The organism is Modestobacter sp. SYSU DS0511, assembly GCF_054050755.1.
Genome location: NZ_JBJGZY010000003.1, coordinates 122,817 through 137,992, shown reverse-complemented (window position 1 = coordinate 137,992; position 15,176 = coordinate 122,817). Strand labels below are relative to the sequence as shown.

The 15,176-nt window shown below is 74.4% G+C and carries 15 protein-coding genes; 12 read left to right on the top strand and 3 right to left on the bottom strand.

From position 1 onward, the window contains the following. Positions 1 to 28: 28 nt before the first annotated feature. The 6 genes from ACI783_RS02765 (at position 29) to tsaD (ending at position 4,766) form a co-directional block, all read left to right on the top strand. Positions 29 to 655 (top strand): uracil-DNA glycosylase, encoded by a 627-nt coding sequence (locus ACI783_RS02765; protein WP_457084249.1) that lies wholly within the window; start codon positions 29 to 31, stop codon positions 653 to 655. Then, the gene (gene tsaE / locus ACI783_RS02760) at positions 652 to 1,101 is read left to right on the top strand and encodes a tRNA (adenosine(37)-N6)-threonylcarbamoyltransferase complex ATPase subunit type 1 TsaE (RefSeq protein WP_457084251.1); all 450 of its coding nucleotides are present in this window, start codon (positions 652 to 654) and stop codon (positions 1,099 to 1,101) included. The genes ACI783_RS02765 and tsaE overlap by 4 nt, the downstream gene beginning before the upstream one ends. A gap of 107 nt (positions 1,102 to 1,208) precedes the next feature. Further along, positions 1,209 to 2,552 carry an NADP-specific glutamate dehydrogenase gene (gene gdhA, locus ACI783_RS02755; RefSeq protein ID WP_457139029.1) on the top strand — a complete coding sequence of 448 codons (1,344 nt, stop codon included), beginning with the start codon at positions 1,209 to 1,211 and terminating at the stop codon, positions 2,550 to 2,552. A 47-nt stretch (positions 2,553 to 2,599) separates the two neighbouring features. Next, on the top strand, positions 2,600 to 3,241 hold the full coding sequence (tsaB, locus tag ACI783_RS02750; protein ID WP_457139028.1) for a tRNA (adenosine(37)-N6)-threonylcarbamoyltransferase complex dimerization subunit type 1 TsaB: 642 nt from the start codon (positions 2,600 to 2,602) through the stop codon (positions 3,239 to 3,241). Then, on the top strand, positions 3,238 to 3,690 hold the full coding sequence (rimI, locus tag ACI783_RS02745) for a ribosomal protein S18-alanine N-acetyltransferase (RefSeq protein WP_457139027.1): 453 nt from the start codon (positions 3,238 to 3,240) through the stop codon (positions 3,688 to 3,690). Before tsaB ends, rimI begins: the two co-directional genes overlap by 4 nt. Next, positions 3,687 to 4,766, top strand: a complete 1,080-nt coding sequence (gene tsaD / locus ACI783_RS02740) for a tRNA (adenosine(37)-N6)-threonylcarbamoyltransferase complex transferase subunit TsaD (protein WP_457139026.1) — start codon at positions 3,687 to 3,689, stop codon at positions 4,764 to 4,766. Before rimI ends, tsaD begins: the two co-directional genes overlap by 4 nt. 6 nt (positions 4,767 to 4,772) lie before the next feature. Here the strand turns inward: tsaD and ACI783_RS02735 are convergent, their stop codons facing one another. Further along, complete coding sequence (locus ACI783_RS02735; protein WP_457139025.1) at positions 4,773 to 6,044, bottom strand: class I SAM-dependent methyltransferase; 1,272 nt, start codon at positions 6,042 to 6,044, stop codon at positions 4,773 to 4,775. A 198-nt stretch (positions 6,045 to 6,242) separates the two neighbouring features. On the opposite strand from ACI783_RS02735, the gene groES reads away from it, so the two are divergent. After that, complete coding sequence (groES, locus tag ACI783_RS02730) at positions 6,243 to 6,551, top strand: co-chaperone GroES (protein WP_036334331.1); 309 nt, start codon at positions 6,243 to 6,245, stop codon at positions 6,549 to 6,551. Between the two features lie 185 nt (positions 6,552 to 6,736). After that, entirely contained in the window at positions 6,737 to 8,377 is a 1,641-nt protein-coding gene (gene groL, locus ACI783_RS02725; RefSeq protein WP_457139024.1) for a chaperonin GroEL, read from the top strand. Between the two features lie 144 nt (positions 8,378 to 8,521). On the opposite strand, the gene ACI783_RS02720 is transcribed toward groL, so the two are convergent. After that, complete coding sequence (locus tag ACI783_RS02720) at positions 8,522 to 8,821, bottom strand: WhiB family transcriptional regulator (RefSeq protein ID WP_457063782.1); 300 nt, start codon at positions 8,819 to 8,821, stop codon at positions 8,522 to 8,524. Between the two features lie 383 nt (positions 8,822 to 9,204). On the opposite strand from ACI783_RS02720, the gene ACI783_RS02715 reads away from it, so the two are divergent. Then, positions 9,205 to 9,963: a response regulator transcription factor gene (locus ACI783_RS02715; RefSeq protein ID WP_457139023.1), complete on the top strand. Its 759-nt coding sequence runs from the start codon at positions 9,205 to 9,207 to the stop codon at positions 9,961 to 9,963. A 137-nt stretch (positions 9,964 to 10,100) separates the two neighbouring features. Here ACI783_RS02715 and ACI783_RS02710 read toward each other — a convergent pair whose 3' ends face one another. Further along, positions 10,101 to 10,532 (bottom strand): DUF5319 family protein, encoded by a 432-nt coding sequence (locus ACI783_RS02710; RefSeq protein ID WP_457084267.1) that lies wholly within the window; start codon positions 10,530 to 10,532, stop codon positions 10,101 to 10,103. A 182-nt stretch (positions 10,533 to 10,714) separates the two neighbouring features. Between ACI783_RS02710 and guaB the strand changes: the two genes are divergently transcribed. From guaB to guaA, 3 genes are read left to right on the top strand one after another with little or no spacing between them, the layout of a single operon-like run. Beyond that, positions 10,715 to 12,250, top strand: coding sequence for an IMP dehydrogenase (guaB, locus tag ACI783_RS02705; RefSeq protein ID WP_457139022.1), 1,536 nt, complete (start codon positions 10,715 to 10,717; stop codon positions 12,248 to 12,250). A 3-nt stretch (positions 12,251 to 12,253) separates the two neighbouring features. After that, positions 12,254 to 13,426 carry a GuaB3 family IMP dehydrogenase-related protein gene (locus tag ACI783_RS02700; protein ID WP_457084271.1) on the top strand — a complete coding sequence of 391 codons (1,173 nt, stop codon included), beginning with the start codon at positions 12,254 to 12,256 and terminating at the stop codon, positions 13,424 to 13,426. A gap of 2 nt (positions 13,427 to 13,428) precedes the next feature. Then, positions 13,429 to 14,991, top strand: a complete 1,563-nt coding sequence (gene guaA, locus ACI783_RS02695) for a glutamine-hydrolyzing GMP synthase (protein WP_457139021.1) — start codon at positions 13,429 to 13,431, stop codon at positions 14,989 to 14,991. The last annotated feature ends 185 nt before the right edge of the window (positions 14,992 to 15,176 follow it).

The window sequence follows — 15,176 nt, the reverse complement described above, 5'->3', positions numbered from 1 at the left end:
GCACCGGCCCGGTCGTAGGGTGCTCGCCGTGGCCGCCCTCCGACCGCCCCGCCTCGACGCGGCCGCCGACGAGGTGGCCCGCACCGCCGCGGCCGCGGCGGACTGGACCGCGTTGGCCGGGGTCGCCCGCTCCTGCGTGGCCTGCCCGGAGCTGGCCGCCACTCGCCAGCACGTCGTCGTCGGCGACCTGCCCGTCGGTGGCCGCCCGCGGCTGGTCCTCGTGGGCGAGGCCCCGGGGGCGACCGAGGACGAGACCGGCCGGCCCTTCGTCGGGCGCTCCGGCGCGCTGCTGGACCAGTTGCTCGGCGAGGCGGGGCTGGACCGGGCCGACGCCGCGGTGCTCAACATCGTGAAGTGCCGACCGCCGGCCAACCGGACCCCGAAGGCGCCGGAGGTGGCGCGCTGCAGCGGCTGGTTGCGCCGCCAGCTGGAGCTGCTCGACGCCCGGGTGGTGGTGGCGCTGGGGCTCTCCTCGGCGAAGTGGTTCCTCGGGCCGCGCACGGTGCTGGGCCAGGTCCGCGGCCGGGCGCACGAGGTCGACGGCCGGCAGGTGTGGGCCACCTACCACCCGTCGGCGGCGATCCGGTTCGGGCCCAACGGGGCCCCCCGCGCCGGGTTGCTGGCCGACCTGCAGGCCGTGGCGGGCGCGCTGTGAACCGCGAGCACCTGCTGCCCACGCCGGCGGACACCCACGCCCTGGGCCGCGAGCTGGCCGGGCTGCTGCGCGCCGGCGACCTCGTCGTGCTCGCCGGCCCGTTGGGCGCCGGCAAGACCGCGCTCACCCAGGGCATCGGCGCCGGGCTCGGCGTGCGCGGGCCGGTCACCTCGCCGACGTTCGTGCTGGCCCGGGTGCACCGCGGCGGCCGGGTGCCGCTGGTGCACGTCGACGCCTACCGGCTCGGGAGCATGGCCGACGTCGACGACCTGGACCTCGACGCCACCACCGAGGAGGCGGTCACCGTGGTCGAGTGGGGACACGGCCTGGTCGAGCAGCTGGCCGACGAGCACCTGGTCGTCGAGCTGGACCGCCGGGACGACGACGTCCGCACCGCCCGCCTCGTGCCCGTCGGCGCGGGCTGGGAGCAGCGCCTCGGCGACTGACCTGCGTCCGGCCGTGCCGTCTCGTACCGTCCAGGAACCGAGCCGCACACCGGTGCGGCCACCGGGTCGACGTCGGGGGCGTCGCCGGTCGAGGAGCGGAGGGGCCAGTGCGGGCACAGCCGGTCATCGAGACCATCTACGACGAGGTCCTGCGCCGGAACCCGGGGGAGACGGAGTTCCACCAGGCGGTGCGCGAGGTGCTGGAGTCGCTCGCGGTCGTGCTGTCCCGGCACCGCGAGTACACCGAGATGAAGACCGTCGAGCGGATCTGCGAGCCCGAGCGGCAGGTCATCTTCCGCGTCCCGTGGCAGGACGACCGCGGTGAGGTGCACATCAACCGCGGCTTCCGGGTGGAGTTCAGCTCGGCGTTGGGCCCCTACAAGGGTGGGCTGCGGTTCCACCCCTCGGTCAACCTGGGCATCGTCAAGTTCCTCGGCTTCGAGCAGGTCTTCAAGAACGCGCTGACCGGCATGCCGATCGGCGGGGGCAAGGGCGGGGCGGACTTCGACCCGAAGGGCCGCTCCGACGCCGAGGTGATGCGGTTCTGCCAGTCCTTCATGACCGAGCTGTACCGGCACCTGGGGGAGTACACCGACGTCCCCGCCGGCGACATCGGCGTGGGGGCGCGGGAGATCGGCTACCTGTTCGGCCAGTACAAGCGGATCACCAACCGCTACGAGTCCGGCGTGCTGACCGGCAAGGGCCTGGGCTGGGGCGGCGCCCTGGTGCGCACGGAGGCGACCGGCTACGGCGCCGCCTTCTTCGCCGCCGAGATGCTGGCGGCGCGGGGTGAGTCGATGGACGGCAAGCGGGTCACCGTCTCCGGCTCCGGGAACGTGGCCGTGTACGGCATCGAGAAGGTGCACCAGCTGGGTGGCACGGTGGTCGCCTGCTCCGACTCCAGCGGCTACGTCGTGGACGAGCGGGGCATCGACCTCGACGTCCTCAAGGAGCTCAAGGAGGTGCAGCGGGCCCGGATCGACGCCTATGCGGCGCGAGTCCCCTCCGCCCGGTTCGTGGCCGGCGGCAGCATCTGGGACGTGCCGTGCGACATCGCGCTGCCGAGCGCGACGCAGAACGAGCTGGACGGCGAAGCCGCGGCGACGCTGGTCCGCAACGGCTGCCGGTACGTCGTCGAGGGCGCCAACATGCCGGCCACCCCCGATGCCGTCCAGGTGCTCCGCGAGGCCGGCGTGGCCTTCGCCCCGGGCAAGGCGGCCAACGCCGGCGGGGTGGCCACCTCGGCGCTGGAGATGCAGCAGAACGCCTCCCGCGACCGCTGGACCTTCGAGTACACCGAGGCCCGGCTGGAGGACATCATGCGCGGCATCCACGCGCGCTGCCACGAGACGGCCGAGGAGTACGGCGCCCCCGGCGACCTGGTGCTGGGCGCCAACGTCGCCGGCTTCCTGCAGGTGGCCGAGGCGGTCCACGCCCACGGGCTGGTCTGACCGGCGGGCGGGACCACCTGGCCGGTGGCGAACTACTCTCGTCGGTCGTGCTGGTCCTCGCGCTCGACACCGCCACCCCGACCCTCGTCGTCGGCCTGGCGCGGTGGTCTGGGGTGAGGCCGGGCGCGGGCCCGGCGGAGGTGCTCGCCGAGCGCGCCGTCGCCTCGGGCAACCGGCACGCCGAGCTCCTCACCCCCGCCGTCCGTGACGTGCTGGCCGAGGCCGGGGTCACGCGGGCCGACCTCGACGCCGTCGTCACCGGGCTGGGGCCGGGGCCGTTCACCGGGCTGCGGGTCGGCATCGTCACCGCCGCCGCGTTCGGCGACGCCCTCGGGGTGCCGGTGCACGGGGTCTGCTCGCTGGACGCGGTGGGCGAGGGCGCCCGGTCGGTGGTCACCGACGCCCGCCGCAAGGAGGTCCACTGGGCCACCTACGACGCCGCGGGCACCCGGCAGACCGGCCCGGGCGTGGACCGGCCGGAGGACGCCCCGGTCACCGACCCGGTGGTGGGCGACGTCCGCTTCGCCGAGCGGCTCGGGCGCGACGTCGCCCCAGCGGAGGTGACGACGGCGGGGCTGCTGCGCGCCGCCGCCCCGCTGCTCGGCTCGCCGCCCGCACCGCTGGAGCCGCTGTACCTGCGCCGTCCCGACGCCGTGCCGCCGGCAGCGCGCAAGGCGGTCAGCCAGTGAGCGTCCGGTTGCGCGCGATGACCGCGGCCGACCTCCCCCGGGTGATGGAGCTCGAGGAGGAGCTCTTCGCGCCGGACACCTGGACCGAGTGGATGTACCGCGACGAGCTCGCCCGCCCGGACACCCGCCGCTACCTGGTCGCCGTCGACCCGGACGGCGTCGTCGTCGGCTACGCCGGGCTGATCGCCTACGACGACGAGGCGCACATCGCCACCATCGGGGTCACCGGCGCACGGCAGCACGAGGGCATCGGGGCGCTCCTGCTGGACACCCTGCTGGTGGAGGCCGACCGGCGGCCCACCCCGGTGCTGCTGGAGGTGCGCGCCGACGACGCGGCCACCCAGGCCTTCTACGCCCGCCGCGGCTTCGTCGAGATCGGCCGCCGGCCGCACTACTACCCGCTCAGCGGGGCCGACGCCGTCGTCATGGAGAGGAAGGTGCGGCCATGAGCGGGCAGGGAGCGGAGCGACCGCGGGAGCGGACGATGACGGTGAGCCAGCCGTTGGTGCTGGGGTTCGAGACCTCGTGCGACGAGACCGGCATCGGGCTGGTGCGCGGGCAGACGCTGCTGTCCGACGCGCTGGCCACGAGCATGGCCGAGCACGAGCGCTTCGGCGGCGTCGTCCCGGAGATCGCCAGCCGGGCCCACCTGGAGGCGATGGTCCCGACGGTGCACCGGGCGCTGGCCGATGCGGGGGTCTCCCTCGGCGACGTCGACGCCGTCGCGGTGACCGCCGGGCCGGGCCTGACCGGCGCGCTGCTGGTCGGGGTGGCGGCGGCGAAGGCCTACGCGCTGGCCCTGGACGTGCCGCTGTACGGGGTCAACCACCTCGCCGCGCACGTCGCGGTCGACGAGCTGGAGCACGGCCGGCTCGCCGAGCCGTCGCTGGCCATGCTCGTCTCCGGCGGGCACAGCTCGCTGCTGCTGGTGCCCGACCTGACCCAGGACGTGCAGGAGCTCGGCCGCACCATCGACGACGCCGCGGGGGAGGCGTTCGACAAGGTGGCCCGGGTGCTCGGCCTGCCCTTCCCCGGCGGCCCGCCGATCGACCGCGCCGCCCGGGACGGCGACCCGTCGTCCATCGCCTTCCCGCGCGGTCTCACCGGCCCGCGCGACGCCGCCTACGACTTCTCCTTCTCCGGCCTGAAGACCGCCGTCGCCCGCTGGGTCGAGGCCCGGCAGCGGGCCGGCGAGCCGGTACCGGTGGCCGACGTCGCCGCCGCGTTCCAGGAGGCCGTGGCCGACGTGCTCACCGCGAAGGCGGTCCGGGCCTGCCGCGACCAGGGCGTCGACCACCTGGTCATCGGCGGGGGAGTGGCGGCCAACTCCCGGCTGCGCGCGCTCGCCCAGGAGCGCTGCGACGCCGCCGGCATCGTGCTGCGCACCCCCAGCCCCCGGCTGTGCACCGACAACGGCGCGATGGTGGCCGCGCTCGGCTCACGGCTGGCCGAGGCCGGGGTCGCCGCCTCGCGGATCGACCTGGGCGCCGACAGCTCGCTGCCGATCGAGGTCGTCAGCCGTTGACCCGCTTCATCGTGCAATCGCCGGACGACCCGGCGGGTCGCAGACGAGCACGGTCGGTGCGCCGGCCACCCGGGTGACGACGACGACCGCCGTCCCGCTGCCCGGGCCGCGCAGCTGCCGCGCCAGCGTCTCCGGCTCGATCGCCGAGCCGCGCTTCTTCACCGTGACCCGGCCGACGCCGCGGGCGCGCAGCAGCGCCCGCAGCTTCTTGAGGTTGAACGGGACCACCTCGGTGACCCGCAGCGAGCTGACCCAGGGGGAGTCCGCCGGGGCGTCGGAGGTCAGGTAGGCGATGGTGGGGTCGACGCCGGTGGCGCCGAACCGGTCGGCGACCAGCGCCACCAGGCCGGAACGGATCACCGCCGGATCGGGCTCGTGCAGCCAGCCCCGCACCGCGGCCACCGGGGTGAGCCCGGGGTCGACGTCGGCGGTCAGCTCCAGCACCGTGCCGTCGGGCTGCAGCTGCGCGGCGCGGCGCCAGGTCGCCGACACCCCGCGCCCCCACAGCAGCGCCTCGACGATCGACCCACCGGCGGAGACCCACTCGGCCTCGACCCCAGCCGGCACCCGGTCGTGGTCGAGCCCCGGGGCCACCTTCACCACGCAGGTGGGCAGCACGTCGAGCAGCCGGGACACCGTCGACCAGGGCGGTGACCACCGGTCGGGGTCCAGCAACCGCCGGCCACCCGCCCGGCGGGCCGGGTCCAGGACGGCGGCGTCGCACCCGGCCACCCGGCCGTCGGCGGCGGCCGCCACCAGGTCGACGACGTCGGCGTCGCGCACCTGCACACGGTCGGCCAGCCCCAGCGCGGTCGTGTTGAGGGCGGTGAGCTCCCGGGCGACCGGGTCGCGGTCGACCGCCACCACCCGGGCGCCCGCGCGGGCCAGCGCGATCGTGTCGGTGCCGGCGGCACAGCCCAGGTCGGCGACCTCCGCCGCGCCGCCGGCCAGCAGCCGGTGCGCCCGCCGGGTGGCCAGTACCGGGCGGCCCGCCTGCTCCAGGGCGTCGCCGGTGAAGAGGAGCCGGTCGGCGTCGGCGCCGAAGGCCGTCCGGGCGCGCTCGCGCTGGCGGGCGAGGCCCCAGGCCGGCCCGGCCAGGTCGACCCCCACCTCGGCACGCAGCCGGGTCAGCGCGGCGACGGCGTCGACCCGCTCGGAGAGCAGGGCGGTCGCCCGCGCCAGCGCCGCGGTGCCGGCGGGGGTGGCGACCGCCCGCAGCTGGCGGACCGTCTCGGCTGCCTGGTCGCCGGACTCCGCCTCCGGGTGCGCGCTGGACACGTCCACCAGCCTGGCCCACGCGCCTGTCGCCCGGGCGGGCGACCCGGTTGAGTGGCTGGCACTCGCATGGGTAGAGTGCCAACGACACGGCCGGTGGCTGACCCCCGCGACGGCAGCTCCCGCGACTCCGTGCCACAGCATCTGCACCACCGCACGACCTTCCGAGTACCCGTCCGACACCGAAGGGGGCGTCACGACGTGACGACCGCTACCAAGGTCAACATCAAGCCGCTCGAGGACCGCGTGGTCGTCCAGGCCAACGAGGCCGAGACCACCACCGCCTCCGGTCTGGTCATCCCGGACACCGCCAAGGAGAAGCCCCAGGAGGGCACCGTCGTCGCCGTCGGCCCCGGCCGCGTCGACGACAACGGCAACCGGGTCCCGCTCGACGTCAACGTCGGCGACGTGGTCATCTACTCGAAGTACGGCGGCACCGAGGTGCGCTACGGCGGCGAGGACTACCTCGTCCTGTCCGCGCGCGACCTGCTCGCCGTCGTCGAGAAGTAAAGGACCCTCCTGCCCCCCACCGCGCGCAAGCTCGCGGTGGGCCCCTGCAGGAGGGCCGGCGGCTGGTGACGCGTTCATCGCCGCTCGCGCTCCGAACGACCGCCCCGGCGACCCGAGACACCGGGTCCCGGGGCGGTCGTCGTCCGCCCCTGTTCTCCTCCGCGCACCCTGAGAGAGGTCTGGCAATGGCCAAGATCATCCTGTTCGACGAGGACGCCCGGCGCGCCCTCGAGCGCGGCGTCGACAAGCTCGCTGACGCCGTCAAGGTCACCCTCGGTCCCCGCGGCCGCAACGTCGTCATCAACAAGAACTTCGGCGCCCCGACGATCACCAACGACGGCGTCACCATCGCCCGGGAGATCGACCTCGAGGACCCCTACGAGAACCTCGGCGCGCAGCTGGCGAAGAACGTCGCCACCAAGACCAACGACGTCGCCGGTGACGGCACCACCACCGCCACCGTGCTGGCCCAGGCGCTCGTCCACGAGGGCCTGCGCAACGTGGCCGCCGGCGCCAACCCGATGGCCGTGGGCCGCGGCATGCGCGCCGCCGTCGACGCCGTGCACGCGGCGCTGGACCAGGTGGCGATCCCGGTCGACGACCGCGGCGCCATCTCCGAGGTCGCCACCATCTCCGCCCAGGACGCCACGGTCGGCGACCTGATCGGTGAGGCGATGGAGCGGGTCGGCAAGGACGGCGTCATCACCGTCGAAGAGGCCAGCGGCATGACGACCGACCTGGACGTCACCGAGGGCGTGCAGTTCGACAAGGGCTACCTGTCGCCGTACTTCGTCACCGACAACGAGTCGATGGAGGCCGTCCTCGAGGACGCCCTCGTGCTCCTCGTGCAGGGGAAGATCAGCGCCCTGCCCGACCTGCTGCCGCTGCTGGAGAAGGTGCTCTCGACCGGTGGCCGGCCGCTGCTGATCGTCGCGGAGGACGTCGAGGGTGAGGCCCTGTCGACGCTGGTGGTCAACTCCATCCGCAAGACCGTCAAGGTCGTCGCGGTCAAGTCGCCCTTCTTCGGCGACCGGCGCAAGGCCTTCATGGCCGACCTCGCCGTCGTCACCGGTGGCCAGGTCGTCAGCGAGGACGTCGGCCTGTCCCTGGACTCCGTCGGCCTGGAGGTGCTCGGCACCGCCCGCCGGGTCACCGTCACCAAGGACGACACCACGCTGGTCGACGGCGGCGGCACGTCCGAGGCCATCGCCGACCGGGTCGCCCAGATCCGCAAGGAGATCGAGGCCACCGACTCCGACTGGGACCGGGAGAAGCTGCAGGAGCGGCTGGCCAAGCTGGCCGGCGGCATCGCGGTCATCCGGGTCGGTGCGGCGACCGAGGTCGAGATGAAGGAGAAGAAGCACCGGATCGAGGACGCCATCGCCGCCACCCGAGCCGCGGTGGAGGAGGGCGTCGTCCCCGGTGGTGGCTCCGCGCTGGTGCACGCCGCCAGCGCAGTCGAGGCGCTCGACCTCTCCGGCGACGAGCTGATCGGGGCCCGGTCGGTGCGCAAGGCGATCGACTCGCCGCTGGCCCTGATCGCCTCCAACGCGGGCTTCGAGGGCCCCGTCGTCGTCGGCAAGGTCCGCGAGCTCGGGGTCGGGCAGGGCTTCAACGCCGCGACCGGTGAGTTCGGCGACCTGGCCGCCCAGGGGGTCATCGACCCGGTGAAGGTCACCAAGGCCGCGCTGGCGCACGCCGTGTCCATCGCCGCGATGGTGCTCACGACCGACTCCGCGATCGTGGAGAAGCCCGCCGAGGAGGAGTCCGCCGACGGCGGTCACCACACCCACGGCCACTCGCACGGCCACGGGCACAGCCACTGAGCGGGGCCTGACTGCCGGTGCCCGCCTCCGGGCGGGCACCGGCCGAACAAGCCGAGAGGGCCGGTCCGACGTGATGTCGGACCGGCCCTCTCGGCATTCAGCGGGCGGCGGGGTGTCCCCGCCCAGCGGCGCTGACCCCGGTGCTCAGACCCCGGCGGCGATGGCGGCGGGCTCGGCTGCGATCAGCCGGGTCCGCTCCTCCTCGCTCATGCCGCCCCAGACCCCGTAGGGCTCGCGGACGGCGAGCGCGTGCTTGAGGCACGCGTCGATGACGGGGCACGTTCCGCAGACGGCCTTGGCGGCGGCCTGGCGGCGGGCGCGTGCCGGGCCGCGCTCGCCGTCGGGGTGGAAGAACAGCGAGGTGCTCTCGCCCCGGCAGGCGCCGTGCAGCTGCCAGTCCCAGACCTCGGCGACGGGGGTGGGCAGTCGGCGGATGTCGGCCATTGGACCTCCTCGGCTCGGGTGCACCGGGGGGTCTGCCCGGTCACGGAGCAGCGGGTGCCCCCGTGCAGTCGGCGGCAAACACGGCTGATCACGTTTCATCGTGCGGGATCTCCCGGGATGTGCATCGCGTCGCCCCCGGCCGGCGACGTCCGTGCAGGTCTCACCCCCGGGGGTGACGGGCGCTGTCCTCTCGTCACCCCGGCGATCAAGGTGGTCACAGGGAGTGCCGACCACCGGGGTGGGGGACACCCCGACACCCGTCCGGGGGTCGGAGGTGGCGGCACCCCTGGGAGCGGGGCGCACCTCGTTCCCGACCATCGGACCGGGCGCTCGCCCGGACCGGTACGCGCCGGCTCCCCGCCGGCGCAGAACGGGAGCACGCGGTGATCGAGGACAGGATGCGCGGCAACGGCGGCGCAGGCGCCGTGGTCTGGGTGTTCGACGAGCGTCGCCGGGTGCGCGACGAGGTCGCCGGCCGGCTCCTCGCCCTGCCGTTCGTCGCTCGGGTCGAAGCGGTCGGTGACCCGGCCGCACTGCTGGCGCGGCTGGACAACCGGCTGCCCGACGTCCTGCTCGTCGGCACCCAGCGGGCCACCGACAGCGGTCTGTCCGTGGCCACCCAGGTGCTCCGCGCCCACCCCGCGCTGCGGGTCCTGGTCCTCGGCGCCCCCGACGACGCCGACTCCGTGCGGGCCGCCGTCGCCGCCGGCGCCCGCGGCTACCTGCGGTGGGACGCCAGCCCGCTCGAACTGGGCCTGGGCCTGTCCCGCACCGGCCTGCGCAACGAGCCGGGCCGGCCGCCGTCGCTGGCACCGGCGCCGCGCGCGCCGCACCAGGTGCTGGCCGGTTCCGGCGGGCCGTCGTCCGGGCCGTCCTGGGGCGGGGCGACCCCGCTCGCCGGGCTCGCCCCCACGACCGTCCGCTCGACGGTGCCCGAGACCCCCGCCGTCGCGCTCTCCATGCGGGAGATGCAGGTGCTCACCGGCATGAGCCAGGGCAAGAGCAATGCCCAGATCGGCCGCGAGCTCTACCTGTCCGAGGACACCATCAAGACCCACGCCCGGCGGCTGTTCCGCAAGCTGGGCGCCAAGGACCGCGCCGAGGCGGTCGCCACCGGCTTCCGCCGCGGCATGATGACCTGACACTGCGGTCCTACCGGACCGCACCGCGGCCAGGAGCCGTCCCCGGGCGCCGCTGAGCCGTTGCCGGCGTTGCGCCGGGGACCCTGCGGGTCCGCCACCGCCTCGCCGATGCGCTGACGCGCAGTTCTCCGTGGCGGCTACTCGTCGCGGGCGTGCCGGCCGCCGGTGCCGTGCCGGCCGGTCGGCTCCTCGCGCTCGGCGAGCGCCGCGATCCCGTCGGCGTAGCCGCTGGCGTAGTCCCAGCTGACGTAGTCGTCCGGGTTCGGGTCGAACGGCGGCTCGTGCCGGCCGGTCTGCCCCTCGTCGAGCAGCTGGCGCAGGTTGGCCTGCATCAGCGCCCAGTCGACGTGGTGCTCCTCCTGGCAGTCCTGGCAGTCGACGACGATGCCCTTGACGCCCGTGGGCTCCAGCAGGGTGCGGAAGACCTCCAGCTCGGCGAGGTCGTCGAGCACCCCCGCCCGCTCCTCCATGGTCAGCGGCGGGTGGCCCGGTCCGCCGTCGGGGTCGGGCCCGAACTCCCCGCCGAAGTCGCGGTCGGGGAACCCGTCAGCTGCGTCCCACGCGTCCACGTGTCCTCCTCGCCCGGTCCTGCTCCTGTGGTGGCACCGGCACCGCTGGTGACCAGCGGGGCGGTGTCCGACGGACCACGGTAACGGGGGAACAGGGCCGCTGGGGGCTCCGCCTACCATCGACGTGGTCCCCCTGCGCCGTCGGCGGCGCTCCACCACCAACTCCGAGAGGGTGGCGACACGTGCAGCCCGATGCGCATGGTCTCGACGAGCACCGTCCCGAACTGCCGGCCAAGTTCGCCCCGCTGGGGCTGACCTACGACGACGTGCTCCTGGTCCCCGGGCCCTCGGACATCGTGCCCACCGACGTCGACACGAGTTCCCGGCTGACCCGCGGCATCCGGTTGGCCATCCCGCTGCTCTCCTCGGCGATGGACACCGTCACCGAGTCGCGGATGGCGATCGCCATGGCCCGCGCCGGGGGCATCGGAGTCCTGCACCGCAACCTCGCGGCCGAGGACCAGGCCGGCCAGGTCGACCTGGTGAAGCGCTCCGAGGCGGGCATGGTGACCAACCCGGTCACCTGTTCCCCGGACAACACCCTGGCCGAGGTCGACGCGCTGTCGGGCCGGTACCGGATCTCCGGGGCCCCGGTGGTCGACGCCGACGGCGTGCTCGTCGGCATGGTGACCAACCGGGACATGCGCTTCGAGACCGACCAGAACCGGCTCGTCCGGGACGTGATGACGCCGATGCCGCTGGTCACCGCCCCGGTGGGCGTCGACCCGGAGCGGGCCCTGGCGCTGCTCAAGCAGCACAAGATCGAGAAGCTCCCGCTGGTCGACGACGCCGGCCGGCTGCGCGGGCTGATCACCGTCAAGGACTTCGTCAAGCGCGACCAGTTCCCCAACGCCACCAAGGACGTCGACGGCCGGCTGTCGGTCGGTGCGGCGCTGGGCGTGGGCGAGGACGCCTACAAGCGCGCCGGGCTGCTCGTGGACGCCGGGGTCGACGTGCTCGTCGTCGACACCGCGCACGGGCACCAGCGCGCGGTGCTGGAGATGGTCGCCCGGGTGAAGCGGGACTTCGCCGACGTGGGCCACGGCGTGCAGGTCGTCGGCGGCAACATCGCCACCCGCGCCGGCGCGCAGGCGCTCATCGACGCCGGGGTGGACGCGGTCAAGGTCGGGGTCGGCCCCGGCTCCATCTGCACCACCCGGGTGGTGGCCGGGGTCGGCGTCCCGCAGATCAGCGCCATCTACGAGGCGAGCCTCGCCGCGCGTCCGGCCGGCGTCCCGGTCATCGCCGACGGCGGGCTGCAGTACTCCGGCGACATCGTCAAGGCCCTGGTCGCCGGCGCCGACACGGTGATGATCGGCGGGCTGTTCGCGGGCGTCGAAGAGGCGCCGGGCGAGCTGGTGTTCATGAACGGCAAGCAGTACAAGACCTACCGCGGCATGGGGTCGCTGGGCGCGATGCAGAAGCGTGGCAACCAGTCCTTCAGCCGGGACCGGTACTTCGCCGACGACGTCCTCTCCGACGACAAGCTCGTGCCCGAGGGCATCGAGGGGCAGGTGCCCTACCGGGGCCCGCTGTCCGGGGTCGCCCACCAGCTGGTCGGCGGCCTGCGCGCCGGGATGGGCTACGCGGGCGCGGCCACCGTCGCCGACCTGCAGGAGCGCGGCCAGCTCACCCGGATCACGTCCGCCGGGCTGACCGAGAGCCACCCGCACGACATCCAGATGACCGTCGAAGCACCGAACTACCGGGGACGCTGACCGATGCCCGTACGCGACAACGTCGAGATCGGTCTGAACCGCTTCGCCCGCCGGGGCTACGACCTGGACGAGGTGTCGATCGTCCCCTCCCGGCGAACCCGTGACCACGACGACGTCTCCACCGCCTGGCAGATCGACGCCTTCCGCTTCGAGATGCCGCTGATCACCAGCCCCAGCGACGCCGTGGTCAGCCCGGCCACCGCGATCGCGATCGGCCAGGTCGGTGGGCTCGGCGTGCTCAACGCCGAGGGTCTGTGGACCCGCTACGACGACCCGACCGACGTCTACCGCCGCCTGCGCGACGCCGCCGGCCCGGACAGCGGCCCGCCGACCGCGCTGCTGCAGGAGGTCTACGCCGAGCCGGTGAAGCCCGACCTGATCACCGCCCGGGTCAAGGAGCTGCGCGACTCGGGCGTGACGACGGCGATCCGGGTCTCCCCGCAGCACACGCTGCAGCTGGCCCCGACGATCCTCGCGGCGGGGGTCGACCTGCTCGTCATCCAGGGCACGATCGTCTCCGCCGAGCACGTGACGACGGCGGGGGAGGCGCTGAACCTCAAGGAGTTCATCGCCGACCTCGACGTCCCGGTGATCGTCGGCGGCGCGGCCGACTACCAGACCGCGCTGCACCTGATGCGCACCGGCGCTGCCGGCGTGATCGTCGGCGTCGGGGCCGACAGCTGGTCCACCGCCGACGCCGTCATGGGCGTCCGGGTGCCGCTGGCCAGCGCGATCGCCGACGCCGCCGCGGCCCGCCGTGACTACCTCGACGAGACCGGCGGCCGGTACGTGCACGTCATCGCCAACGGCCGGATCGAGACCAGCGGTGCGATCGCGCGTGCCCTGGCCTGCGGCGCCGACGCCGTCCAGCTGGGCGAGCCGCTGCGGGCCGCGAGCGAGGCCCCGGCCGGCGGTGTGTGGTGGGACTCGGTCGCCGCCCACCCGCGGCTGCCCCGCGGCGGCACCTCGGGTGCCGCCGAGCCGCGCGGCACGATGGAGCAGCTGCTGCTCGGGCCGGCGGCCACCGCCGACGGGCGCACCAACCTCTTCGGCGCGCTGCGGCGCACGATGGCCAAGACCGGCTACCGCGACCTCAAGGAGTTCCAGCGGGTCGACCTGGTCCTCGGTGGCGGCAGCGGCGAGAGCGCCGTCGGCCCCGGCCACCTGGTCGGCTGACGATGGACTTCCCGACCGTCCTGGTCGTCGACTTCGGCGCCCAGTACGCGCAGCTGATCGCCCGCCGGATCCGGGAGGCCGGGGTCTACTCCGAGCTCGTCGGCTCCGACGTCCCGGTCGAGGAGCTGCTGGCCCGCAAGCCGGCGGCGATCGTGCTGTCCGGTGGCCCCTCCAGCGTCTACGCCGAGGGGGCGCCGCAGATCGACCGCACGCTGTTCGAGGCCGGCGTGCCCGCCTTCGGCATCTGCTACGGCTTCCAGGCGATGGCCGCCAGCCTCGGAGGCACGGTCGCCCGCACCGGTGACCGCGAGTACGGGGGCACCCCGCTGACCGTCACCACCCCCGGACGGCTGTTCGGTGCGATGCCGAACGAGCAGTCGGTGTGGATGAGCCACGGCGACGCGGTGAGCGCGGCCCCGCCCGGGTTCACCGTGACCGCGACCTCGACCGGTGCCCCGGTCGCGGCGTTCGAGGACGTCGACCGGCGGCTGGCCGGCGTGCAGTTCCACCCCGAGGTGAAGCACACCGCGCACGGTCAGACGGTGCTCGAGCACTTCCTGTTCGACATCGCGGGCCTGGAGCCCAGCTGGACGATGGCCAACGTCGTCGACGAGCAGGTCGCCGCGGTCCGGGAGCAGATCGGCGACCGGCGGGCCATCTGCGGGCTGTCGGGCGGGGTCGACTCCGCGGTGGCGGCCGCGCTGGTCCAGCGGGCCATCGGCGACCGGCTCACCTGCGTCTACGTCGACCACGGCCTGATGCGCGAGGGCGAGACCGAGCAGATCGAGCGGGACTTCGTCGCGGTCACCGGCGCCGACCTGCGGGTCGTGGACGCCAGCGACCAGTTCCTCGCCGCACTGGCCGGGGTCAGCGACCCGGAGACCAAGCGGAAGATCATCGGCCGGGAGTTCATCCGGGTCTTCGAGCAGGCCGCGCTCGACGTGATCGCCGATGCCAAGGAGCACGGGGAGACCGTGGACTTCCTGGTGCAGGGCACGCTCTACCCCGACGTCGTCGAGTCCGGTGGCGGCACCGGGACGGCGAACATCAAGAGCCACCACAACGTCGGCGGGCTGCCCGAGGACCTCACCTTCACCCTGGTCGAGCCGCTGCGCACGCTGTTCAAGGACGAGGTGCGCGAGGTCGGCCGGCAGCTCGGCCTGCCCGACACCCTGGTGCAGCGGCAGCCCTTCCCCGGCCCGGGCCTGGGCATCCGGATCATCGGTGAGGTCACCCGCGACCGGCTGGACGTGCTCCGCCGGGCCGACGCGATCGCCCGCGAGGAGCTCACCGCGGCGAAGCTGGACACCGAGATCTGGCAGTGCCCGGTGGTGCTGCTCGCCGACGTCCGCTCGGTGGGGGTGCAGGGCGACGGGCGCACCTACGGGCACCCGGTGGTGCTGCGCCCGGTGTCCAGCGAGGACGCGATGACCGCCGACTGGACCCGGCTGCCCTACGACGTGCTGGCGAGGATCTCCACCCGGATCACCAACGAGGTCGCCGAGGTGAACCGGGTCGTGCTCGACGTGACGAGCAAGCCCCCGGGCACCATCGAGTGGGAGTGAGTCGAAGGACCCCACCGCCCCCCGCGGTGCGCACGCTCGCCGCGGGCCCCTGCGGCGGCGGGGCCTGACCCCACCGCCCGCACGCTCGCGGCGGGCCCTCGGAGGGGCGGTTGCCGAACGTCACCTCGGGTGGCGGCGGCCGGGGGGTCGTGATCTGGTTGCCGGCGGTCCGACCGTCGACACCT

What these genes read in the sequence shown, in the direction of transcription:
- tsaD (WP_457139026.1), top strand. Translation starts at nt 3,687, where the DNA reads ATGAGCGGGCAGGGAGCGGAGCGACCGCGGGAGCGGACGATGACGGTG.
- groL (WP_457139024.1), top strand. Translation starts at nt 6,737, where the DNA reads ATGGCCAAGATCATCCTGTTCGACGAGGACGCCCGGCGCGCCCTCGAG.
- ACI783_RS02720 (WP_457063782.1), bottom strand. Translation starts at nt 8,821, where the DNA reads ATGGCCGACATCCGCCGACTGCCCACCCCCGTCGCCGAGGTCTGGGAC.
- ACI783_RS02700 (WP_457084271.1), top strand. Translation starts at nt 12,254, where the DNA reads ATGCCCGTACGCGACAACGTCGAGATCGGTCTGAACCGCTTCGCCCGC.
- guaA (WP_457139021.1), top strand. Translation starts at nt 13,429, where the DNA reads ATGGACTTCCCGACCGTCCTGGTCGTCGACTTCGGCGCCCAGTACGCG.